This is a genomic window from Vibrio ishigakensis (assembly GCF_024347675.1).
Classification (GTDB): domain Bacteria; phylum Pseudomonadota; class Gammaproteobacteria; order Enterobacterales; family Vibrionaceae; genus Vibrio; species Vibrio ishigakensis.
Genome location: NZ_AP024881.1, coordinates 706,807 through 729,472 on the forward strand (window position 1 = coordinate 706,807; position 22,666 = coordinate 729,472).

The 22,666-nt window shown below is 46.2% G+C and carries 25 protein-coding genes and 1 tRNA gene; 15 read left to right on the plus strand and 11 right to left on the minus strand.

Annotated features, from left to right (window positions below; translation table 11 throughout):
* Positions 1–3 precede the first annotated feature (3 nt).
* From kdsA to ybaK, 3 genes are all read left to right on the plus strand, one after another.
* On the plus strand, positions 4–855 hold the full coding sequence (gene kdsA / locus Pcarn_RS03405; protein ID WP_261834988.1) for a 3-deoxy-8-phosphooctulonate synthase: 852 nt from the start codon (positions 4–6) through the stop codon (positions 853–855).
* A gap of 105 nt (positions 856–960) precedes the next feature.
* Positions 961–2,610, plus strand: a complete 1,650-nt coding sequence (gene ushA, locus Pcarn_RS03410; protein WP_261834989.1) for a bifunctional UDP-sugar hydrolase/5'-nucleotidase UshA — start codon at positions 961–963, stop codon at positions 2,608–2,610.
* A 9-nt stretch (positions 2,611–2,619) separates the two neighbouring features.
* Positions 2,620–3,096, plus strand: coding sequence for a Cys-tRNA(Pro) deacylase (ybaK, locus tag Pcarn_RS03415; protein WP_261834990.1), 477 nt, complete (start codon positions 2,620–2,622; stop codon positions 3,094–3,096).
* Here ybaK and Pcarn_RS03420 read toward each other — a convergent pair.
* Positions 3,093–3,677: a LysE family translocator gene (locus Pcarn_RS03420; protein ID WP_261834991.1), complete on the minus strand. Its 585-nt coding sequence runs from the start codon at positions 3,675–3,677 to the stop codon at positions 3,093–3,095. The genes ybaK and Pcarn_RS03420 overlap by 4 nt on opposite strands.
* Before the next feature lie 107 nt (positions 3,678–3,784).
* Here Pcarn_RS03420 and Pcarn_RS03425 point away from each other — a divergent pair, with 107 nt between their 5' ends.
* Positions 3,785–4,225, plus strand: coding sequence for an Lrp/AsnC family transcriptional regulator (locus Pcarn_RS03425; RefSeq protein ID WP_261834992.1), 441 nt, complete (start codon positions 3,785–3,787; stop codon positions 4,223–4,225).
* A 2-nt stretch (positions 4,226–4,227) separates the two neighbouring features.
* On the opposite strand, the gene rluF is transcribed toward Pcarn_RS03425, so the two are convergent.
* A complete protein-coding gene (gene rluF / locus Pcarn_RS03430) occupies positions 4,228–5,184 on the minus strand; it encodes a 23S rRNA pseudouridine(2604) synthase RluF (RefSeq protein WP_261834993.1) in 957 nt (318 codons plus the stop codon).
* A gap of 12 nt (positions 5,185–5,196) precedes the next feature.
* Positions 5,197–5,781, minus strand: coding sequence for a DNA endonuclease SmrA (smrA, locus tag Pcarn_RS03435; RefSeq protein ID WP_261834994.1), 585 nt, complete (start codon positions 5,779–5,781; stop codon positions 5,197–5,199).
* Positions 5,782–6,203: 422 nt separating this feature from the next.
* Here smrA and Pcarn_RS03440 point away from each other — a divergent pair.
* Positions 6,204–6,280, plus strand: a tRNA-Pro gene (locus Pcarn_RS03440).
* Between the two features lie 325 nt (positions 6,281–6,605).
* Here the strand turns inward: Pcarn_RS03440 and Pcarn_RS03445 are convergent.
* Positions 6,606–7,877, minus strand: coding sequence for a serine hydrolase domain-containing protein (locus Pcarn_RS03445; protein ID WP_261834995.1), 1,272 nt, complete (start codon positions 7,875–7,877; stop codon positions 6,606–6,608).
* Between the two features lie 206 nt (positions 7,878–8,083).
* On the opposite strand from Pcarn_RS03445, the gene Pcarn_RS03450 reads away from it, so the two are divergent.
* On the plus strand, positions 8,084–8,722 hold the full coding sequence (locus Pcarn_RS03450; RefSeq protein ID WP_261834996.1) for a hypothetical protein: 639 nt from the start codon (positions 8,084–8,086) through the stop codon (positions 8,720–8,722).
* A 56-nt stretch (positions 8,723–8,778) separates the two neighbouring features.
* Here the strand turns inward: Pcarn_RS03450 and Pcarn_RS03455 are convergent, their stop codons facing one another.
* A complete protein-coding gene (locus Pcarn_RS03455) occupies positions 8,779–9,582 on the minus strand; it encodes a hypothetical protein (protein WP_261834997.1) in 804 nt (267 codons plus the stop codon).
* Positions 9,583–10,117: 535 nt separating this feature from the next.
* Here Pcarn_RS03455 and Pcarn_RS03460 point away from each other — a divergent pair.
* From Pcarn_RS03460 to Pcarn_RS03500, 9 genes are all read left to right on the plus strand, one after another.
* The gene (locus Pcarn_RS03460; RefSeq protein WP_261834998.1) at positions 10,118–10,813 is read left to right on the plus strand and encodes a hypothetical protein; all 696 of its coding nucleotides are present in this window, start codon (positions 10,118–10,120) and stop codon (positions 10,811–10,813) included.
* 74 nt (positions 10,814–10,887) lie between these two features.
* Complete coding sequence (locus Pcarn_RS03465; protein ID WP_261834999.1) at positions 10,888–11,346, plus strand: hypothetical protein; 459 nt, start codon at positions 10,888–10,890, stop codon at positions 11,344–11,346.
* A 19-nt stretch (positions 11,347–11,365) separates the two neighbouring features.
* A complete protein-coding gene (locus tag Pcarn_RS03470; protein ID WP_261835000.1) occupies positions 11,366–11,941 on the plus strand; it encodes a thioredoxin domain-containing protein in 576 nt (191 codons plus the stop codon).
* A gap of 27 nt (positions 11,942–11,968) precedes the next feature.
* Positions 11,969–12,298: a hypothetical protein gene (locus Pcarn_RS03475; RefSeq protein ID WP_261835001.1), complete on the plus strand. Its 330-nt coding sequence runs from the start codon at positions 11,969–11,971 to the stop codon at positions 12,296–12,298.
* Positions 12,299–12,504: 206 nt separating this feature from the next.
* Positions 12,505–13,041, plus strand: coding sequence for a phosphatase PAP2 family protein (locus Pcarn_RS03480; protein ID WP_261835002.1), 537 nt, complete (start codon positions 12,505–12,507; stop codon positions 13,039–13,041).
* A 71-nt stretch (positions 13,042–13,112) separates the two neighbouring features.
* The gene (locus Pcarn_RS03485) at positions 13,113–13,481 is read left to right on the plus strand and encodes a hypothetical protein (protein WP_261835003.1); all 369 of its coding nucleotides are present in this window, start codon (positions 13,113–13,115) and stop codon (positions 13,479–13,481) included.
* A complete protein-coding gene (locus Pcarn_RS03490; RefSeq protein ID WP_261835004.1) occupies positions 13,478–13,909 on the plus strand; it encodes a hypothetical protein in 432 nt (143 codons plus the stop codon). Before Pcarn_RS03485 ends, Pcarn_RS03490 begins: the two co-directional genes overlap by 4 nt.
* Before the next feature lie 5 nt (positions 13,910–13,914).
* Positions 13,915–14,361: a hypothetical protein gene (locus Pcarn_RS03495; protein WP_261835005.1), complete on the plus strand. Its 447-nt coding sequence runs from the start codon at positions 13,915–13,917 to the stop codon at positions 14,359–14,361.
* Positions 14,358–14,819, plus strand: a complete 462-nt coding sequence (locus tag Pcarn_RS03500; RefSeq protein ID WP_261835006.1) for a hypothetical protein — start codon at positions 14,358–14,360, stop codon at positions 14,817–14,819. The genes Pcarn_RS03495 and Pcarn_RS03500 overlap by 4 nt, the downstream gene beginning before the upstream one ends.
* 75 nt (positions 14,820–14,894) lie before the next feature.
* Here the strand turns inward: Pcarn_RS03500 and Pcarn_RS03505 are convergent, their stop codons facing one another.
* The 6 genes from Pcarn_RS03505 to citF all read right to left on the minus strand — a co-directional run bounded on the left by Pcarn_RS03505 (position 14,895) and on the right by citF (position 22,664).
* A complete protein-coding gene (locus Pcarn_RS03505; protein ID WP_261835007.1) occupies positions 14,895–17,474 on the minus strand; it encodes a bifunctional aconitate hydratase 2/2-methylisocitrate dehydratase in 2,580 nt (859 codons plus the stop codon).
* 30 nt (positions 17,475–17,504) lie between these two features.
* On the minus strand, positions 17,505–18,815 hold the full coding sequence (locus tag Pcarn_RS03510) for a PTS transporter subunit IIC (protein WP_261835008.1): 1,311 nt from the start codon (positions 18,813–18,815) through the stop codon (positions 17,505–17,507).
* Between the two features lie 200 nt (positions 18,816–19,015).
* Complete coding sequence (locus Pcarn_RS03515) at positions 19,016–19,789, minus strand: DUF5718 family protein (protein WP_261835009.1); 774 nt, start codon at positions 19,787–19,789, stop codon at positions 19,016–19,018.
* A 66-nt stretch (positions 19,790–19,855) separates the two neighbouring features.
* A complete protein-coding gene (gene citG, locus Pcarn_RS03520) occupies positions 19,856–20,731 on the minus strand; it encodes a triphosphoribosyl-dephospho-CoA synthase CitG (RefSeq protein WP_261835010.1) in 876 nt (291 codons plus the stop codon).
* Positions 20,728–21,240, minus strand: coding sequence for a citrate lyase holo-[acyl-carrier protein] synthase (gene citX, locus Pcarn_RS03525; protein WP_261835011.1), 513 nt, complete (start codon positions 21,238–21,240; stop codon positions 20,728–20,730). The genes citG and citX overlap by 4 nt, the downstream gene beginning before the upstream one ends.
* Entirely contained in the window at positions 21,240–22,664 is a 1,425-nt protein-coding gene (citF, locus tag Pcarn_RS03530) for a citrate lyase subunit alpha (RefSeq protein ID WP_261835012.1), read from the minus strand. The genes citX and citF overlap by 1 nt, the downstream gene beginning before the upstream one ends.
* Between the last annotated feature and the right edge of the window lie 2 nt (positions 22,665–22,666).

A 22,666-nucleotide genomic window follows, 5' to 3' on the forward strand; every position in this document is an offset into this window, starting at 1 on the left:
AAAATGGAATCTAAAGTAGTAAAAGTTGGTGATATTGAGGTTGCTAACGATAAGCCGTTTACCCTGTTTGCAGGCATGAACGTGCTAGAGTCTCGCGACCTTGCTATGCAGGTGTGTGAGCACTACGTAAAGGTAACCGAGAAGCTAGGTATCCCTTATGTATTTAAGGCGTCATTCGATAAGGCGAACCGTAGCTCTGTTCACTCTTATCGTGGTCCTGGCCTAGAGGAAGGCATGAAGATCTTTGAAGAGCTGAAGTCTACCTTCGGCGTTAAGATCATCACTGACGTTCACACTGAAGAGCAAGCGCAGCCAGTTTCTGAAGTAGTAGACGTAATCCAGCTGCCAGCATTCCTAGCTCGTCAGACTGACCTAGTTGAAGCTATGGCGAAAACCGGTGCGGTTATTAACGTTAAGAAGCCTCAGTTCATGAGTCCTGGTCAGGTTGGCAATATCGTTGATAAGTTTGCTGAGTGTGGCAACGACCAGATCATCCTATGTGAACGTGGTTCATGCCTAGGTTACGATAACCTAGTAGTAGACATGCTGGGTTTTGGCGTGATGAAGAAGGCGTCTAACGGCAGCCCAATCATCTTCGATGTTACTCACTCTCTACAGATGCGTGACCCATCTGGCGCTGCATCTGGTGGTCGTCGTGAGCAAACTGTTGAGCTTGCGAAAGCAGGTCTAGCAACCGGTATCGCCGGTCTATTTATCGAAGCACACCCGAATCCAGACCAAGCTCGCTGCGATGGTCCTTCGGCTCTGCCACTAGATAAGCTAGAACCTTTCCTAGCTCAAATGAAGTCACTAGATGATCTGATCAAGAGTTTCCAAACGATTGAAATTAAATAAGTTGTGACACTTGCGTTAAAAAAAGGGTTTGCCATTAGCGAACCCTTTTTTTTGTTGTTATACACCTTGGGTCAATCAAATTAATTACATATTTGTGTGGTACCCATGGAAAGATTCAAACTAAAACCTGTGTTGTTGGCACTATCGTCAACCATTATCATTGCAGGTTGTTCAACTACTCCTAGCGAGCCTCAAACCGAGCAGATCACTATCCTTCACACCAATGACCATCATGGTCGCTTCTGGCCGAATAAGTACGGCGAGTACGGCCTAGCGGCGCGTAAAACGCTGGTGGACAGCATCCGAACTGAAGTAGAAGCAGAAGGTGGCGTAGTACTCATGCTTTCTGGTGGTGACATTAACACGGGTGTACCTGAATCTGATCTATTGGATGCCGAGCCTGATTTTAAAGGCATGAGCCTGCTAGGCTACGATGCAATGGCGCTGGGTAACCATGAGTTTGATAACCCGCTAACGGTTTTGCAAAAGCAGCAGCAATGGGCTGATTTCCCAATGCTTTCAGCCAACATTTATGATGCCAATACTCAGCAGCGTAAGTTCCAGCCTTATGAGATCTTTGAGCGTAATGGCCTTAAGATTGCCGTTGTGGGCTTAACTACTGAAGATACCGCCAAGATAGGTAACCCAGAGTACATCAAGGGGCTTGAGTTTAGAGACCCTAAACCGGAAGCGAAGAAGGTTCTAGAGAAGCTAGAAGCGAGCGAACAGCCGGACATCACTATCGCTCTTACGCACATGGGTCACTATCAAGATGGCAACCATGGTGGCAACGCGCCTGGTGATGTAGCACTGGCACGATACCTTCCAGAGGGCTCACTGGATATGATCATCGGTGGTCACTCCCAAGAGCCTGTGTGTATGGAAGGTCCAAATCTAGTTAAGAAACAGTTCAAGCCTGGTGATGATTGTAAGCCAGATCAGCAAAACGGCACTTGGATCATGCAAGCCTACGAATGGGGTAAGTATGTGGGCCGTGCAGACTATGAATACAAGAACGGTGAGCTTGAGCTTAAGAGCTACAAGCTTATTCCTATCAATCTAACCACTAAGGTCGAGCAAGACGGTGAAACTAAGCGTGTCGTGGTTGGCGAGACGATAGCTGAAGACCAAGGCATGGTTGAGCTTCTAACCCCATATCAAAAGCAGGGTGAAGAGCAGTTGAACGTTCAGATTGCGGAGTCTAACGGCAAGCTTGAGGGTGACCGCAACGTGGTTCGCTTTAAGCAGACTAACCTAGGTCGCTTGATTGCTACTGCGCACATGAAACGCGCTAAGGCAGACTTTGCAGTAATGAACTCTGGTGGTGTGCGTGACTCTATCGCAGGCGGCGCGATCACCTATAAAGATGTGCTTAAGGTTCAGCCATTCGGTAACACCCTGACCTACGTGGATATGAGCGGTAATGAAGTTCTTCAATACCTGAAAGAGGTAGGTGCTAAACCAACCGACTCAGGCTCATTCGCTCAGTTTGCTGGCGTGTCTATGAAGGTAACCCCTGAGGGTGTTAAAGAGATCAAGATCCAAGGTAAGCCTCTGAACATTAATCAGAATTACCGCTTCACCGTGCCAAGCTTTAATGCCGCTGGTGGTGACGGTTATCCTAAGGTAAATCAGCATCCTGGCTATGTAGATACAGGTTTTGTTGATGCTGAGGTGCTGAAGGAGTATCTTGAGACCAATAGCCCTGTTGACGTGAACGAGTATGCGCCATCAGGCGAGATCGTTTATCAATAAGAGGCCAATATGACACCTGCTGTACGTCTTCTGAAGAAGAAAAAGGTACCCTTCGAGCTCCACCAGTATAAGCACGATCCTAACCACGACAGTTATGGATTAGAGGCGGTAGAGGCGACAGGTCAACCGGCGGAGCAGGTGTTTAAAACCCTTCTATTTTCACAGGATGGTCAGGCTGACGGCTTAGCGGTTGCGGTTATTCCTGTGATGAAGAAGCTCAACCTCAAGCTTGCAGCCAAGGCAAATCAGCTCAAGAAAGCGGCCATGGCTGACCCGGCATTGGCACAAAAGGTTACTGGTTATCTGGTAGGTGGTATCAGCCCACTTGGTCAGAAGAAGCGTTTACCTATCTTCTTGGATATCAGTGCTCAGTCACAGCAGACCATCTGTGTCAGCGGTGGCAAGCGCGGACTTGAAATCGAGATTGCCCCTGAAGCACTGTTGGCACAGGTTCAAGGGCAATTTAAAGAGCTTACCGACGACTAAAGCATAGGTACGGCAGAGGCAAGCAATAGCCCTGCCATACCATAGTTAAATACCTTGATTCGGATACCTGTGGTAAGCCAGCGCTGAAGCTGAGTTCCAGCGGCAGTCCACAGGGTTACCGATGGAATGTTGGCGCAGAAGAACACAGCCACTATCACCATCAAAGCCAGCATTCCTCCTTCTGCATTAAACAGACTCACAGCGGTCAGCGCCATCGACCAGCCCTTAGGGTTTACCCACTGAAATCCTGCGGCCTGAATAAAGGTCATTGGCTTGTAGCTTTGCTCGGTATTGCCACCTTTGCTGGTGGCAATCTTGAAAGCGAGATAGGCCAGATATCCCAAACTTAGGTATTTGAGAATGGTTTGGCTGGCAGGGTAGGTATGAAACACCCCCACCAGACCAACACCTATCAAGGTCAGCATGACTGAAAAGCCCACCATGATACCTAGCATGTGCGGAATAGTGCGCTTAAACCCAACATTTGCCCCCGAGCTCATCAGCATTAAGTTATTAGGCCCAGGTGTGCCTGTGCTTGCTAGCGCAAATAGGGCTATCGCTAATAGGTGTTGTAGGTCCATACTGCCTCCGTTCTCTTTCAGTTTGAACAGGCAATATTAAGTAGTCTGAGGTGCAATTTTGTGCTTATATTTGAGCAAAATGAACAAATTAAGCAATAAAATTTCATATGGATAAGTTTGACGAAAGAATCTTGCAAGAACTCAAGCGAGACGGAAAGGTGTCTAATGTTGAGTTGTCAGAGCGCGTTGGATTATCGGCTTCAGCGACTCTTAGACGAGTACAAGAGCTTGAGCGTAAAGAGGTGATTAAAGGCTACAGGGCTATGCTGGATGCTAATCAACTAGGCGTAGGGTTCGTTGCCTATGTTTCTATCGGATTGTCTTCTCATCGTAAGCAAGCCCAAGTGGCGTTTGAAGAGCACGTGCGCTTTGTCGATGAAGTGGTGGAGTGCCACAATATTACCGGTGGAAATGAGTATCTGCTGCGTGTGGAAACCGCTGATCTTAACAGCTACAAGCGTTTCCATGCGGACGTCTTAGGGGAGTGTGAGTATGTGAAAGCCATCACCACCATGGTAGTGATGGACTCTCCAAAGGATGAACGCTAGGCCTATTTCTTAAGTGACAAGGTGCCGGTTTTCTTAGGACGCTGACTCGGTTTTAAGGCCGATGGCTTATTGCCAGAGCGAGTAGGGCGCTTATTGCCTTTCGATGGACGGTAGGAGTCTCTCTGCTCGTCGCGGTTGCGCCTTGCACGAGAGCCTTGGTTCTCTTCACGGCTGTCGAATACTTTCGCTTTTGTTGCTTTGCGGATCTTCTGTCCGCGAGCGTCTTTATTGGATGCTTCCTCGGTACCTACTGAATCATTGCTCAAATCAAGGATAGTTTTGACTTCTGCATCAGTCAGGTAGCGCCATTTACCGTTAGGGATACCATCTAGGGTGATATTCATGATGCGCACGCGGCGCAGCTTGAACACTCGATAGCCTAGCTCTTCACACATGCGGCGGATCTGGCGGTTAAGACCTTGAGTCAATACGATTCTAAATGAGTAATCGGTCTCTTTGGTTACCTTACAAGGAAGGGTAACCGTATCAAGGATAGGTACACCAGAAGACATTCGTTTTAGGAAGTCTGGGGTGATTCGCTTATCCACACGAACCACATATTCTTTCTCGTGGTTGTTGCCCGCACGCAGGATCTTATTAACGATATCGCCGTCATTGGTCAAAAAGATAAGGCCATCAGAGGGCTTATCTAGGCGACCGATAGGGAAGATACGCTCTTTGTGTCCGATGAAATCAACGATGTTACCTTCGATATCGCGCTCAGTGGTGCACGTTATACCGGTAGGCTTGTTGAGCGCGATATAAATAGGCTTAGATTTAGCACGCAGTGGTTTACCATCAACTAGCACCTCATCTTGCTCGGTGACCTTCATGCCCATTTCAGGAGCGTTGCCATTAATGGTTACTCGGCCTTGTTCGATCAGCCTATCGGCCTCACGACGAGAGCAGAAGCCAGTTTCACTGATAAATTTATTGAGTCGCTTTGCGTTATCGGACATGGTGTTCTCTGTTTATCCAAGGCGCTTTTGATGGCGCTCTCGGTTTTCTAATTTCTTCTCTGGGTTCTTCTTCAGCATCACATACACTGCACCGGAACCGCCGTGAAAAGGCTGTGCAGAGTGGGCGCATAGCACCTCATCTATCTGCTTGAGCCAAAAGGCCACGTAACTTTTCATTAGTGCTGGTGGATTGGAATTATGTCCTTTCCCGTGCACTAACAGTAGGGTTCTGGCTTCCATTCTTAGGCTCTGCTTAAGGAAGTGAACCACTTCATCTCTAGCTTGTGTCAGAGACTTGCGGTGTAGATCCAGCTTAGCCTGAATAGGGTACTTACCAAGGCGCAGCTTTTTGAATACACCATCTTGTACACCACTCTTCTTGTACTCGATGATGTCATCGGGTTTAAGCATAGGGGCATTATCTAGGGTTAGGTATTCGGGCAGTTCTTCCTCTAGGCTCACCGCTGCTTGACGTCGTTCCAGATGGTTTTGGTCCACCTGATGAGTCTTCTTATGCAAAGCGGTATCTTGCTGTAGAGGTTTCACATCTCCCATCAACTCTTGAAAAGAGAAATCTTCATCAAATTCTTGAGACATGGCTGAATCGGAGTATGAGTACGCAGTTATTTGATTATACCTGACTCAGGGGCGATTGTGCATCTTGTGACTTGTATCTAGGTCAACAGCCCTAGTCTGAAAAGAAAAAACCGAAGCACGGGAAAGCACTTCGGTGGCAATAGATTGAATTGCAAACTGATCTAGTGAGGAGATTCATCACTCAAGGCTGAATGACTGAGTACAGTTTAATTTGTGAGAGATAAGTAATCATGATCCTGATCAATTGTTATTAAAAGGTAATTTGTAGGTGTAAAAAACTGTAAGCAGTGTCTCATTTTGTTACTGTGGGACTAAAATATAAGCATGTAGAACAAAAGCTCAGACTTTTTGATGTATTGCCCTTGCAAGGCACGTAAATATCCGTAATATACGCGGTCTCAACGGCAAAGACGTTGACCAGTCGGTGAATAGCGCAGCTTGGTAGCGCATCTGGTTTGGGACCAGAGGGTCGGGGGTTCGAATCCCTCTTCACCGACCACTATTTTGAAAGCCTGTCAGAAATGACAGGCTTTTGTCGTTTAAGAGTTTAGAAAATGCTTTGGGTCGGGTGCGGATGGCCGCCCCGCTGGAACGCCAGTCCGATCGAATCCCTCTTCACCGACCACTATTTTGAAAGCTTGTCAGAAATGACAGGCTTTTGTCGTTTTAGAGTTCAAGAAAATGCTCTGTGTTGGGTGCGGAAGGCCCTCCACGAATGGCCGCCCGTTGAATCCTTTTTCTCAGGCTCCATTTAGAAAGCGCGTCAGAAAACGATGGACTTTCTAAAAAAAGAGCCAGATATACTGGCTCTTAGTGGTTTATTGCTATTTAGCTACTGCGTCTAGCATTGCTGGAACAGCTTCGAGGAAGGTAACCGCTACAGTGCGTGGTGCTTGCATCTCATCTTGTGCACCATTCATCGCTAGTACGATGCCTGTTGCTGGCTCACCAACGATCACCTGACCGTGAATACCCACGAAAGTCATATAACGGTGGCCATTGACGTTCAATACACGCACCTGATCTTTGTACCATGCATCTGCTAGCAGAGTTGAGAATTGGTCATATTGCCATGCAGATTTTACTTCTGGGTTACCTTGCATCAGATTATCGATATATTGTTTTGAAATGATCTGCTCACCATTGCGGTTTTTACCACCGTTTACTAGCACATCCATCATTCGTGCTGCATCGCGTGTGGTCGCATTCAGACCGCCCGAGCTAACCGCCTCACCTTTTGAGTTACTCTGAAGGTAAGCATTGTTCTCGAAACCAACACGTTTCCAAAGTTGTGCTTCCATCACGTCAGCAAAGCGTTCGCCAGTTACTCGTTCTATCAGCTTGCTCAGCATCTCGGTGTTGGCGCACTGGTAGTCAAAAGCTTGTCCTGTCTTAACATCACTGCGTTGACCTAAGTTCTTGGCAAAATCCAATACACTATTTAGTTCTGGGTAGTGATTGACACCGTTCCACTCTTGGACGTTAGTCATACGGTCATCCCAGATCTTACCCGGTGAGAATTCAATCTTGATGCCAGAGCGCATATCGGCAACCTCTTGAACTGTAGCGTCACGAAAGCCTGCCGACTCCTTAAGCTCAGGAAGGTAGTCAGTGATTGGTTTGTTCATATCTACTAAGCCTTGCTGTACAAGTGTTTGAAGGGTCAGAGCTGTGAAAGACTTAGTTACCGACATCATTAGATGAGTCTGGTTTTTGTCCATGCCTGACCAGTAGTATTCATCCACTAGCTCACCATCTTTGAGAATAACCAAAGACTCCATGTTTAGACGATCACGTAGAAGTTCAGTCATAGGGAGCTCTGCATCAATGTCGCTAGCAGTCACTTTATCAAGGTCAAAGCCTTTTGCTTTTCCAAACTGGTGCACATAGCCACCTTTTTCCATTTCAAGACTGTGAGTGAAGCGATACGCATGCTTGTAGGTTAGCTTTGCAGAGCGACCATTGTCCCAGTTAGATTGAGAAACACCTAGTTGCTCTGTCTTGGCAATGAAATCAGTATCTGGTTTATGCAGGGTTGTAGCTTGAGCTCCGATGGCAGTTAGCGATAGTAGGGCTGCAATAATTGTCTTCTTCATAATCTCATCTCTTAAGTAACTGACTGCCGAGTTTGTCTTGGCAGGGTGTGTTTCGATGGGGCTAGATTACGAATAGAACTGTTTCTAAGGTATATACAGGTGTATTGGAAATGGTTGGAAATAGGAAATTTAAAGCTCGAAGGAACTGTTGCTTAAAACGGTTGTATACTAATGTATAAGATATTGATCTCTATAGGAAAGAGTAGATGGAACAGAAGGCAAAACAACAGCTTGGGCAGTTAATGGTAGAGCAAGAAAAACTCCTAGAGTTGTTATCCTACAATCCAAATGCTCTTGACGATTATCCAGATCTGCAGGCGCATATCATGGATAAGAATGAAAAGGCGGTTGCTTACCGTCGAGCTATACGAAATAAGCAACTCACTAAAGAAGATTATCGTGATGCGATTTTGGAGAGAATCGATTACATAGGTTATGAGCTCTGTACGACTCAACTAGATCTGGACTTTCTGATCAATCGAGTTGCAACCCAGATTGGTGATGATATTGAAGCTGCCAAAAATCTTTCAATAAAAGATATCGGGCCGGATATATTGTCGAAGCTGTTGCACCAGCTCGGTAACGCTGTCTATGCAAGCCAGGAGAGTAAACCGTCTTATCCATGGATGAGCACAAAAGGGCAAGCAAACCCAAGATTCTGGAAGATTGCTCACAAGGCGTATGATTTGATGAACGAAGGTTATGCAACGCACTGGAAGTTAAATTCAGTGTTTAAAGATAGGCACGATATGGCTGTGCCTCAGTCTTTCCCTAGGTTTGTGAGAGCCTACGGCGACCCTAGAGATATCCCTGAGTGGGTAGAATGGTCAGGCTACAAAGAATAGCTTATCGCAAGATAAAACAAAGGAGAGCATTGCTCTCCTTTGTTGTTTATGTGGTTTTAGAAGCTATAGTTCAGACCCACAGAGAAGACGTTATCGTCTTTGAATTTCGCGTCAAAGGTTTTCACATCTAGGTCACTTTTATAGGTGTACATGGCGTAAGGTTGAAGATCGCCAAAACCAATGTATGCAGCTTTAAGCTCAACCTCGTGTTGGGAGGTTTTGAGGTCACCTAGCTTAGCAGAGCGCTTTTGTACATAGATGCTGTTTTCTGAAACACTGCGCTTGTAGATATAGTTTGCAGATAAGTCGACTACATCAGAAACCTCATAACCTAGCTTTAGGTCTAGGCGGTGCAGTTTGTTTTCTGCTTTGCTACCCATTTTACCCAGCTCGCCACCAATTTTACCTTTGAAGCTTTCCTTAATGTTGTTGGTTTCAAAGCGATAGCGAGCCGAAGTGTAAAGGCCACTATCTAGTCGGAAGCCAGTTTCAATACCGGTTTTGATTTTATTGCTAACACGAAGCTTTCCATTGATAGTGTTTTCTTTATCAAAGGCGAGCTTCATATCTTTCTTACTAAAATGACTATGAGGAATGCTCAGCTCAAACTGAGGCTTCACATACCATGAGTCGGTAATATCAAATTGGTAGTCCAGTTGTAGATTAGTTTCTTTGTAGTATTTCAAGTTTTCTGCGGTAACTATTTCAAGACCAGCGCCAAAACCAGCACCGATATGTTGGTGTACGCCAAATTTAGTTTCTTTGTCCGTACCGTGTTCTGTATTCAGCTTGGTGTCGTTAGCCGATGCAACACCTGCAAATAGTGAGCTGATGGTGGCGGCTAATACTATTTTCTTCATTGTTATAAAACCTAATATGTGTAGTAAACACAGTCCTTCGTAAGGTTTTGTTGTCCATTAACGTGCCGATAGGGGTATCGACGGCGCAAGCATAAAGAGCGCTCCATTTTCAGGTCTAATTGATTGGTGTTGGAAAAGATTAGATAAAGAGAAGAGTTTTATATTTATATATTTCAATGACTTATATTTTTCTTGAGGTTTTCTGCTGCACTCTAAAATGTAGTTTTAGGCCAGTAGGAAGAGCGATTAGGTAAAAAAATTGAATATGGGATTTGTAACTAGACCTTGTATTTCCTGCCTTCAGTATCTAGCCGCTCTCCTTTCTTTTCGCTTTTCTAACTAATTCAAACTCCCTCCTAATACCTTTAAAAAAACATTGCCCTCAATATGCCTGCCAATCCATTGCGAACTTCCAGTCAACTCACTTTTAGGAGCTTGAGATGTCGCAATCACAAAGCAAACGCATCGCTTTGGTAGTTGAAATCAGGGAATCAATAAGCACGGATGGCCTTTAACGATTTATATAGAGGCAACAATGAAAAAATTAGTATTAGCACTTTCTCTGGTAGCTGCGACTTCTTCCGTATTGGCAGAAGATACGGTGAATTATGGCGATCCATTAGCGAGTTATTCAGGCCTTGGTATCCAGCAGTCTTTTGCTCGAGATAATACAAAGAACACAACCGCAAGTTTTGTTTACGGTGGTGGCTCTCATATCTTCTCTGGTGATATTGGTAGCAACTTTAAGGGGGATATTAACTATCGAGCTCGCTACTTTAACGTGGATCAAGATAGCGGTTTTGGTTGGTCCGTAGATGCTCTGGGTGGCAAGGTAAAAAGCTCATTTGGAACCTCATACAACAACACTATGCTTGCGGGTGTAGTGCAAAAATTCGATATCACCGATAGCTTTATTGTTGTGCCTATGGTCTACGGTGGCAATGCGTTCATCAACGACAAAGATAAAGCGGGCAACAAATCCAATAACGACTCTTGGCTGGGTCAGGGTGGCGTTTATGCAATGTATGGTTTTGAGGCCGGGCATTGGGTTTACGCCAACCCTAAATCTACTTACCTCGCTAGCGGTAAAAAGTGGCATAACGCGCTGGAACTTGGTGCAGGTTATATGCTTGCGGAGAACCAATCTCTAGGTGCCAAGTATGAACTGTCAAAGCTTGACGGTAGCAAACCTGATAGCAAAGCAACCATTAATTATTTCTTCTATTTCTAGTTTGTTTAAAAAAAGCCCCTTAAGGAAGCATGTCACCATGGACGGTGAACCATTTTCTCAACAAGGTTCTCCCAATGAAAAAACGACATATTGCTGTTGCTCTGTGTGCTTTGAGCACTCTTGGTGGTTGCGCCACCTATAACCTAGTAAAGGGTGCTGCGCTAATGAAAGACTACAACCTGCTAGCCGCTGGTGATGCGGTGTTCAACTCCGAGCGCTTGCAAGAACAGTTCTCTATTCCAAATCCACTTGCAGGCAATATAGACCGAATATTGGTTTGTTATAACGATGCAGGATTGTTCCGTAGCAAAGAAGAGGGGCCACTGCAAGAGGTTGCAGAGGAGTGGCTCCAGATGAACAAGGATTTCAACACCTTAATTACAGAGAGCAAGGATAAATCAGGTGTTTGGGACTCCCGCACTTGCTACGAGTTTACTTATCAAGAAGTAAAGCCCATCGGTGCTTATCTGGATGAGGAAACAGAAGAGGTGGTAGTGGTTGGTGAGCAGGCTTTGCCTGTTGCGAAGCAATGATCTTGGTGAGGTGAAAGTGGTGAGACATAAACTAACCTCAGCGCTATTGCTGCTCGGTGTTTCAAATAGTGTCCTGGCTTTTGATGAGGGCGTTCATTACGAGTTGGTCAAGCAACCTGAGATAGAGAACAGCATCTTAGTGTTCCATTCACCCTATTGTGGTGCGTGCAGCTTGGTTCACAAGCCATTGGAAAAAACCGCCATGTCGCTGGGTGTTGATTTTATTGAGGTTCCGGTGAAGTTTGGTAAGCCACTAGATGCCACCATTCAACATGCATTTGTTCTAGCGAGTTACGAGGGGAAAGGTTCTCAATTTTCCAGACAACTAATGAAGCAAATTCGACGCTCACATGGGCGCCTGCCATCCGATGCTGCAGGAGTGAAGAAAATTTTAGAGGCAAATGGTGTGAACTCGAGCAAGCTTTTTGAAGAGCAAGTAACTCGAGATGTAGCCTTACTGAATGACTTAGCGAAAGACTATGGAATCAACAAGACTCCAAGTATTTATGTGTCTGGAAATAAGAGAATCAAGCTTGGATCACTTCGAAGCGTCAGTGAGCTCAATAAGTTGATTAAGCATTTAAATCACTCTTAACCCGTTAACTTATATGGAGTAACTAATATGCTACTCAGCAGTTCAGCCACAGATGCAGAAAAGCAACAGATCAGATTTAAGGTGAACCCGAGACCATCTTTGATGGTTGAACCGGTAGAGATTACCGCCTCTATTGGTCTAGGTATCGCCTTAGTTGGAGTCTCCCTAGTTTTGGTTTTTGCAACAGCAGGAAAGTTCATGTTGCTAGCAAACACCATCTTTACTCTAGGTATGCTGGTCACGGCGTTGGGCTTAGTGATAAGAAGCATTCAAACGCACACCAATAAGATGATTGAGATTCATAACCGTAAGGTTGAAAGTTTGCCAGCGCATATGGTGCGAGGCCATCAAATCTGACGGTGAAAGTAGAGTTTTGGTTTTCTAACCTTTTCTAATTCTCTTCTAAAACACTCAAAACTCGAGACCCAGTAATCTAATTCTGTCGTTCAAAACGGCAGGGTCGCTAGACCTTTATCTAAATTTGAGATGGCGGAGTCATCTTATCCAATCAAAACAAGGAATACGCAAGGAAGCGGGAAGTACATATTAAATGTAGGTACCCAATGATACGACGTATTTCATTACTCACTTCACTGCTCTTTGCAACACATTCTATGGCGGGTTGTAAAACTGAAACTGCCGGAGATATTGGCCAGTTTCTTATCCCTTTAACCGCACTAGGAGTCTCTTGGTACAAAGACGATACCGAAGGTATGGGACAACTTGGCAAAGGTGTTTTATACACAGGTCTAGCTACCCATGGTTTAAAACTGTTGATAGAGGCAGAAAGGCCCAATGGTAAGAACTTCAATTCTTTTCCATCAGGGCACACCTCGGCTGCCTTTAGTGGAGCTGCTTTTCTACACCATAGGTACGGCTGGGAGTATGGGCTTCCAGCCTATATGGCGGCCTCTTATGTAGGCTACTCAAGAGTTTATGCCACCAAGCACTGGAAAGCTGATGTGCTCGCCGGAGCTGCGCTGGCCATTACTGTCAGCTATTTGGTGACCTCCAAATATCAAGACCCAAATCTGTCAGTTGCCCCTTATCAACCTTGTGGAACCGATGCTCAAGGGATCTCCCTCAGCTACACCTTTTAGTTTGATGTAGCTGCGAATACAACGTCCTCAACACATAGTTTGGCGGGCACTTTTATATAAGAGAAATAATCATGATGAAGAAGATCATCCTGATGTACTTGCTATTGCCCTCGTTGGCTTTGGCGCACAGTCAGGTTCCGCGTGAAATGCGCAAGTTTGTCGCTACCGAGCGAGTCGATGTGGCTTTGGATGTGACCAATCTAAATAGTTTTTCCCAAAGTTATGAGGTTTTGGTGAAGGGGCAGGTTTTGGGTGTATTTACACTTAAACCCGACGAAACCAGAAAGGTTCAGCTGAATTTAAGGGTCGAAGAGTCGGATAAATGGATGCACAAGATAGTGTCTACTCGCTCTATCCCTCGAGAGGGGGAAAACCTCAGAACCGAAATAGAGACCTTAATTAGCCTGTATCGCCCAACGATAAAAGGAGTAGAGCAATGAACAAAGTAGTACTGATAATCCTTAGCTTGATGTCATATGAAGCTTTAGCCGCTTATATGCCCAGTCCTGTAATGGCACAGGGAGATCGCGTTCGAGTGAGAGGTGAGTCAGGTATTGAAATCGATACCACGCTCCAACCCGATATGACCATACAGTTTGGTGGTGCCTTAGGAGATGACAAAAATAAGGATCATTACTATCACCACCATCACCAAGATAGGTATCGAAATGAAAGCTCTATCTATATCCAAGCGGTAATTCCAATCACGTTTGGAGAATCTAAGAAGCCGGATCCTCAGCGGCTTTATGACATAGAGCTAAGAGCACGAGAGGCATCAATTAAGAAACTGGATGCTGAATTGAAACTGCTTAGAGCCGCTAGCAGCGCAGGGGCGACAAGTACCAAAGAGATATTTATAGAAGGATAATTGAAATGAAGAAACTGTTGTTAGTGAGCCTATTGGCTGGCGTATCTTGGAGCGCTCTGGCGTTGGGTGATGATCAGGTGATATTTGAACGTAATATTGAAGCATTTAGCGGAATAGTGATTGTTGATGGAAAAGGGGAGCTAAGTTTTAGGGATGAAACCTTGTTGCGACCTGCCCGTTTTAAGGTGCTATCCAATTCGTCGTACGGTACAGAGATGGTTGTAATCGATACTCATGAAAAAACGAACAATCTTGTGTCAGTGGATATCAATTACTTGGTAGATGATTACATTGAATTGGACCATGGAAATGTTGCTAACTTAGAGGTGGGTTTGCATACCCTTCACGCAGTCGCAAAAGCCCACAAATCTGAAGTTGAACGAGGAATGGCTCGAGTAACTACTACGATTCGATTAGCAGCTCCTAAGTATTTAGCTAAGGAGGCAATATGAAGAAGGTACTGTTGATGTTTTTAACTATGTCTGTTTCTAGCTTCGCAACTGCTTATTGGGGCAGTGATGGTGAAATAGAGTTTAAGAGAGATATCCCTCAGACGTCAGGCCTACAAATCTTAGACAGGGAAGGTGGTATAGCTTTTAAAGGAGAGTACATTCGTAACTATACGGGCGCTAAGGTAAAGCTCTTAGGTAACTACGATCGAAAAGAGCGTTTGATGATAGTTACAGATAGTGTATCCCCCAACCTTCAGTTACATGAACATAAGATCTTATATGCTATGGGAAGTCATGACAGTTTGAAAAGTGGTCAAGAGTTCAGGGTAGAGGTGATGAAGGACTCTCACAACGAGGAGTATATTCATACCAAAGTCAATGAGGATATACAAAAGATTGAAGCTGGAGAAGCGAAGGTTATTTCAACGGTTAAGCTATTGGCGCCAAGTCCATTTTAGTAAAAAAGGAGCCAGCAGAAAGAGGTCTACTGCTGGCCCAAAAGTCATCCCGGAATGATGACGGTGTACGAGGGGTTAACCTACGTTTTTAACATCGATGCCCAGCGCGTATTCGGGCATAGCGTCAAACTGGAGGTATTGATATAGGTCGTCACTCAAGGTTTCCTTGGTGAACTCGAAGTACTCTTCCACAGTTGGGAAGCGACCCATGATCGATACCACACTAGCCAACTCGGCTGATGCTAGGAAAACGTTAGCACCTTGACCAAGTCGGTTAGGGAAATTTCGGGTTGAGGTTGAAACCGCGGTGCAACCAGCTGCGACGCGAGCTTGGTTACCCATGCATAGAGAGCAGCCGGGGATCTCAATCTGCGCACCCGCACGGGCGTAACTAGATTTCACACCCTCTTCGGTTAGCTTGCGGTCATCCATCTTGGTTGGTGGAGCGAGCCAAAGCTTGGCTTTGGTACGCTCGCTAGCAAACTTATCCAAGATGGCTGAGCTTGCACGGAAGTGACCGATATTGGTCATGCATGAGCCGATAAAGGCTTCATCCACCGGAGTGCCGGCTACGTCGCTTAGGCGCGCCGCTTTGTCTGGATCGTTTGGACAACACACCACAGGCTCAGTGATCTCAGCAAGGTCAATCTCTATGATTTCAGCGTATTGTGCGTCGGTGTCTGCTTCCATCAGAGTTGGGTTTGTCAGCCATGCATTAATGTCTTCTACGCGACCGGCTAGTGTCTCTGCATGACCATAACCTTCGCGAATCATCCACTCCAGCATGGCTACATTTGATTTGGCGTGTGTAATAACCTTTTCGATATCTAGCTTGATTGTGCATGCGGCAGCTGAACGCTCTGCACTGGCATCGGTAAGCTCAAAGGCTTGGTCAACGGTCAGATGATCGAGGCCTTCAATTTCAACGATACGACCATTGAACACGTTTTTCTTATTGGCTGAATCTGTGTTTAAAAGGCCAAGCTCGATAGCTTTCAGCGGAATGGCATGCACTAGGTCACGCAGTGTAATACCCGGTTGCATCTCCCCCTTAAAGCGAACCAATACCGACTCAGGCATGGTTAAAGGCATGGTGCCAGTTGCAGCCGCATAAGCCACAAGACCAGAACCTGCAGGAAATGAGATACCTACCGGGAAGCGAGTGTGTGAGTCGCCACCTGTACCAACGGTATCAGGCACTAGCATGCGGTTTAACCATGAGTGGATAACGCCATCACCCGGACGAAGCGCCACGCCTCGACGACTTTCAAAGAACTCAGGTAGATTCTGATGCAAAGCGACATCTACAGGCTTCGGATAGGCAGCGGTGTGGCAGAATGACTGCATCACCAGCGGAGATGAGAAGGACAAACATGCTAGGTCTTTAATCTCATCTCGAGTCATTCCGCCCGTAGTGTCCTGCGAGCCAACCGTGGTTGTCTTTGGTTCACAGAACTGACCTGGAAGCACACCCTCAAGACCGCAAGCCTTGCCTACCATCTTTTGTGCTAGGGTGTAGCCATGATTTGGTTGCTCTACTTTCTCGTCAAGGAATATATCTAGTTGTTCTTTACCCAGATACTCACGAGCGGTTTGAGTGAGACGGCGACCAATCAGATAAGGGATACGACCACCGGCACGAACCTCGTTAAGAAGGCCGTATTTTAGGGTGAACTCAGAAATCACCTCGTCAGATGCATTCTCTACTGTGCCTTTATAGGGACGGATAGTAATGATGTCACCGGATTGGATCTTACTCACATCGCACTGGATAGGCAGTGCGCCAGAATCTTCAAGGGTTGCGAAGAAGATAGGAGCAATATTGCCACCCAGAACTACACCGCCTGTACGTTTATTGGGAACAAAAGGAATATTCTCACCAAAATGCCAGATAAGTGAGTTGGCCGCTGATTTACGACTGGAGCCCGTACCTACTACATCTCCTACAAAGGCGATCGGTAATGGTTGAGACTTTGCTTGGTTGATCTGAGCGATACAACCCACAACGCCATCTTCATCTGGTGTAATACCAGGGCGTGCGTTCTTGTACATAGCGCGAGCATGTAAAGGAATGTCTGGGCGAGTGAAGGCATCTTGAGCCGGAGAAAGGTCATCGGTATTGGTCTCACCGTCCACCTTAAACACACTCATTTGCATCGCTTGTGCCACTGCTGGGCGCTCAAAGAACCACTCAGCTTCAGCCCATGATTCAATCACTTGTTGAGCTAGAGAGTTACCGTTTTTAGCAAGTTCGGCCACCTTAGAAAACTCATCGTAGATCATCACAATGTGTTTCAAGGCATTGGCTGCGACTTCAGCAATAGCATTGATTTCTAAGGCTTGAATAAGGTAGCCAACGTTGTAGCCGCCTTGCATAGTACCAAGCAATTCAACTGCTTTATCCGAGGTTAGGAGAGGGCTAGAGCACTCTCCGGTTGCGAACTTCCACAGATATTTAGCTTTTACGCGAGCTGCGTCATCCACTCCACATGGCGTCATGTGGGTGATGAGCTCCAACAACTGCTTGTCCTGATCTCCCGAGTTGCCTTCGGCCAAAGTTTGCAAGAATTGTTCAACTTCGGTAGCAGTCAAGCTAGGGGCTGCCACTCCAAGCGCTTCTCGCTCAGCGCTTTTTTCTAAATATCCCTGATACATGGATAACCTCGAATGGTTTTGAAACGACTATCAGCTAATTAGCGATAGAACTAGGTGCAGGCCTTCACCAAGAATGGAGAAGTCTGTAGTTGAGTAGGTGGTTGGAGCCGTTACACCCGCATCATGGATAGGCTGGAATACGATGCCAGAGCCAATGATAGAGATGAAACCGCATGCCAGTGAGCCCATAATACAGCCACGCGTACCGCCAGTAGCGTTGCCGATGATGCCTGCGCCACCACCACTTGCAAATGTGAATAACAGTGAAGGAACGATCACGGGCAGACCAAATAGAGGCAGCATGATCATTGCTACGAAGCCTGCCATGGTGCAGCAGATAAAGCCTACGAATACCGCGTTTTTCGAGTATGGGAACAGGCTGTAGATCTCTACCGCAGGTACGCTGTTTTTGATTAGCTTATCCGAGATCCCCTTAAACGCTGGGATAAGTTCTTCAACAAACATGTGCACACCCTTGGTTAGGGTGAATACACCACCGGCAAAGTAGCCAGACTGTTTTAGCAGGTATAGGAATACATTTTCATGGCCATGTTTAGCACTAGCATTAGCTAGGTGCTGAACGTTATCGAAACCAGCAACCGCGCTCGACACTAGGAAGAAGGCCAGCATTACCACAAAGTTTGAGGTGTTCTTGTCTGCTAGAAAACCGATAGCGGTTGGCATTTCCGCTTTCTCGATATCGTTTTCTTTGTTACCGAACTTGTCGCCAAGAAAACCAGCAAGCATATAGCTGGTTGAGCCAAATTGGCCGATAGAGAAATCACCATGGGCACGAAGTGGCTCACAGCCTTTGATATGGCGACAGTAACCCACCAATAGTGATGGACTAATCACGCACCAAGCGCCAGTGATTACCGCACCGATTACCGCAGCCTCAGGAATACTAAAACCATGCAGGATAGAAATAAGCGCAAGACACGACACCATAAAGAACACGTGGTGACCTGAAAGTACGACGTATTTGAGTGGGGTAAAGCGTGCAAACACTAGGTTCAGTGCCATTGCACCGATAAGACCAAAGGCGATGGCTGAGCCGAATTCACGACCAAGCTGTACAATGGCTTCGACGATGATCACTTCGTTGTTAGGAACGATACCTTCCACATGGAAGGCCATCATAAAGATCTTGGAAAACTCTTTGAGAGAAGGAGAGATCATCAGTTTTGCTGCTGCAAATAGCAGGATAAAACCGATAAAGGTTTTAGTCACCGAAACGATAGTATCGTTGGCACTTTTACCCTGAATTACACAACCAACCAGTGTAAATACAGACACTAGGATGGAGGCATCTTTCAGTAGTTCAATAATGGTATCGAGCATGTTTTTGTCCACTTGATTAAAGTACGATTAATTTAATCCCTATATCCAAAGCAAAATTTGATTCGGGCAGGGGTTATATCTGTCTTTAATGCCGATAATAAATTTAATGAAATTAACTATTTTCTTTGGCTATTACGCAGTCGAAAAAAAAAGCCGGCTCAGCACCGGCAAACAGGGTAACAACACAAAATAGGAAAGGGTTAAACAACTTGTTGTGTATATGAAATTACAAAGTCATCGTTAACAAGTGCGTTTGATTTGATCTTATCGCTAATAATATCCACCGAGGTTTGCTTGCTGTTAATAAGAGCGATAGAAATCTCGTCGTAAGGTTCGATAAAGTGAGTCTCGCCCCAAGTGGTGTAGTTTGGGGCGCCGCAGAACACAACGATCTCTTCTGGGTAGCCCGCGGCTTCAAGTTGAGGAAGGATCTCACGAAGAATGCCTTCTGATTGTTGGGTATTGACGGTTTCAGTTAGCCAATCACACATCTCTGTGTAGAAGATCTTAAGCTCTGATGGGTCAGCCACAGGGGTATAGTCTAGATACTCGCCGTCGCGTTTAACGATAGAGATAAGCTTGTACTCTTGGGTGAATGTTTCTAGCTCGCTCACAGGCCACCAGTGCGTTGCTAGCCCCTTCGATGCTTCGCCCCAAGCTTTACGCTCAGCGATCTTTTGTGCACCTTCAAGCTTTCGGATAGTCATGTCGTTACCGACTGTCATCGCATTCGGGATGAACTTAGCAACCTTGTTATCTGCGTACTCTACCTTGAATTTCACAACAAATTCCGGCTCAGCTTGGATGTTGGTACCGTGTGGTGGGAAGGTGATCTTCTCTCCGGTAGAAACGGTGCGCTCGGTTAGACCGTTTACTACAAATACACCGTTTGGAAGAGTAGACTCAGTTACTTTTTCAGCGCCCGAAAGATGACCCGAAAAGTTACCGATAATACCTAAGCTAAAACATTTCATAATAGTTTCCTAATAATCTGAATTTATATTTTCGTATTTGAAATAGGTAAGTAATATTTCAAACAATTAATTGGAAAAACTTTCCATCATGGAAATTAGCCAAATTGCGGATAGACAATCTGCACTTCCACCAGGTGATAAGTTTTTTTCAACGAATTTAATATCAAGTTGATGCAACTCTTTATTGAATCGTTTTGAATCTAGATTCGACTGTAAAATAAGCCTTGCCTGATATTTGGCGTAATTGAGACCGGTTAAGCCTCCGCGTTTAATCAGGCAGCTATCGTCATTGATACTGATGCAGGTCAGCAGGGCTAATTGCAGCGCATGTGTTTTTGCGCAGCCATCGCGCTTGGCACGTTTATAGGCATTGAGTCCTTGCATCAGAGTCGGAAAACCTGCTTCGGCTTCTCCGCGAATGCCGGTAACACCATGTTGCTTAAAGGCGTGCTCTCCTGCGGTTGCGCTTCGACTACTTGCTAATTCCTCGGTCACTCCTGCGCACATTTTGCGAACGGTATCTTGCAGGTGCAGTGGATAAACCCTGATGCCTTTAGCACTCATGTACCCTAAGGCGGCGCACAGTACGCCAAAGATAAAGATGGCGCCTTTGTGGGTGTTTACTTGCCCTGTGGCCATCATCATTTCTTGTTCTGCTTGCATACCTACAGGGCGCAATGACGTGAGTAATTGAGTTAAATCGTTGCCGCTAAAATCTAAGCCGAGGCGCGAAAATTCCACCATAAACGGCTTTAGTGCAGCGGCGCTTAGGCGAAATGTCTCTATATCCATATCGCTGTGGGAACCGGTCGAGCGTGCAGTTACCAACCCAGGTTTAGGATGCAGGTTTGCCTCAACCAAAAGTGCTTGAGTGGCTAACTCGCCAATAACGCTGGCTAGAGTGCTTGGGTCTTGCTGACGAGATGGATTGCTTTGCATCATGAGAACATCTCCAGCAGAGCTTTTTGTAACTCCATTGGACTGTGCGCCTGACTGCGTGCACAAGCTTTTGCTGGTTGGTCGCACACAATGCATTGTCTCTGACCAAACCCAAGCTTGGTACGGGATAGGGGTTTTCCATCACGGTCGATAACATCGATATCCATTAATCGACCAAGAGGAAGTGATTCCTCTAGTGCAATCATGGCTTTCTTTATCTCATCAGCGTCGTGATAGTTCACTGCCACAAGGTAGTGATAGCCCGCTTTGTCATTAAACTGCTCTTGTCTAAGGATATTTAAGGAAGTGCCCTGAACCCAGTTATCGATGGCCAATCGGCCCTCCAGGAATACTCGCGACGATGCCTCGTTAACCTTGACGTTGCCCATCATGTTGACGGTGAAACTGATCAGTTGTGGAGCTTGCAGTTGTTGCCAGATGCGCTGGGTTGAAGCAATGCGGTCGCGAAATTCCATCACATCGATGGCGGTAATAGGCACTCCCTTAAACATTATTTTGCTACCTGTTTGATCTGGTCCAGCATTGAACCATCACGGTAACGAACGTTAGCTACGATCTTGTCGGTGTAGGTAATGGGTGCTGGTGTACCTACCAAAAGCTCTGCACGTTGTTGAAGCGCTTTAATATCGAAGGTTTGAATACCTTGCGCTTCAAGGCGAGCTTTAACTTCTTCACGAGCAGGGTTAACCGCGATGCCGTGGTCGGTGACAAGCACATCGATAGATTTACCTGGCGTCACAGTATTAAGAACACGGTTGACCAAGGTTGGAATACGACCGCGAACCAGTGGCGCAACCACGATAGTCAGCTTGGCGCCTGCGGCAGCATCACAGTGACCACCAGAGGCACCACGAATCACACCATCAGAGCCTGTAATTACGTTCACGTTGAAGTCGGTATCAATCTCTAGTGCCGATAGGATAACTACGTCCAGCTGATCCACCGTTGCGCCCTTACTAGAAGGGTTCGCGTATTGGTTAGCGCTGATTTCGATGTGATTCGGATTACGACCTAGGCTGTCTGCGGCATGTGCATCAAAAGATTGTACATCCATCAGTTTCTTGATCAGACCCTTCTCGTGTAGGTCAACCATGGTTGCAGTGATACCACCAAGGCCGAAAGATGCGGTAATGTCGTTGCGAACCATCTTAGACTTAAGGAAACGAGTTACAGCAAGGGAAGCACCGCCCGAACCGGTTTGAATACTAAACCCGTCTTCAAAGTAACCAGAGTGCTCGATTACATCGGCCGCTTTGCGAGCGATAAGTAGCTCACGCGGGTTGGTGGTCATACGGGTTGCGCCACCACCAATCTTAGATGGGTCACCAACTCGCTCAACCACTACCACGCTATCCACTTGGTCTTGAGCGATAGAGGCAGGAGCGTGCGGATATTCCACTAGCTGTTCAGTCATCACCACCACGTGTTTGGCATACTCAGCGTCTACCATGGCATAGCCAAGGGAGCCACAACGAGATTTGCCTACCATAGCATTGGCGTTACCGAAGCGGTCTGCAGAAGGGGTGCCAAGGAAAGCCACATCTATGCTTAGCTCGCCCGTTTGAACTAGGTGAACACGACCACCGTGTGAGTGGACCTCAACTGGGTTTTGCATGATGCCTGCGCTGATCTCGTCAGCTAGGCGACCGCGGATACCAGAGGTAAAGATCTTTGAAATAACGCCAGAGCGCACGTGTTCAACCAGTGGAGCATGACAATCGGTCAGTGAGCTTGATGCTAGGGTTAGGTCTTTGAAACCCATGCTACCGATGGTCGCAACTACGTCATTGATCAGGATATCGCCTGCACGAAATGCGTGGTGAAAAGAGATGGTATCGCCATCTTTTAGGCCCGATGCCAATATCGCCTCTTTCAGATCAGAGCGAAGCTTTCTATTTTGCTTGATAGATTCCATGA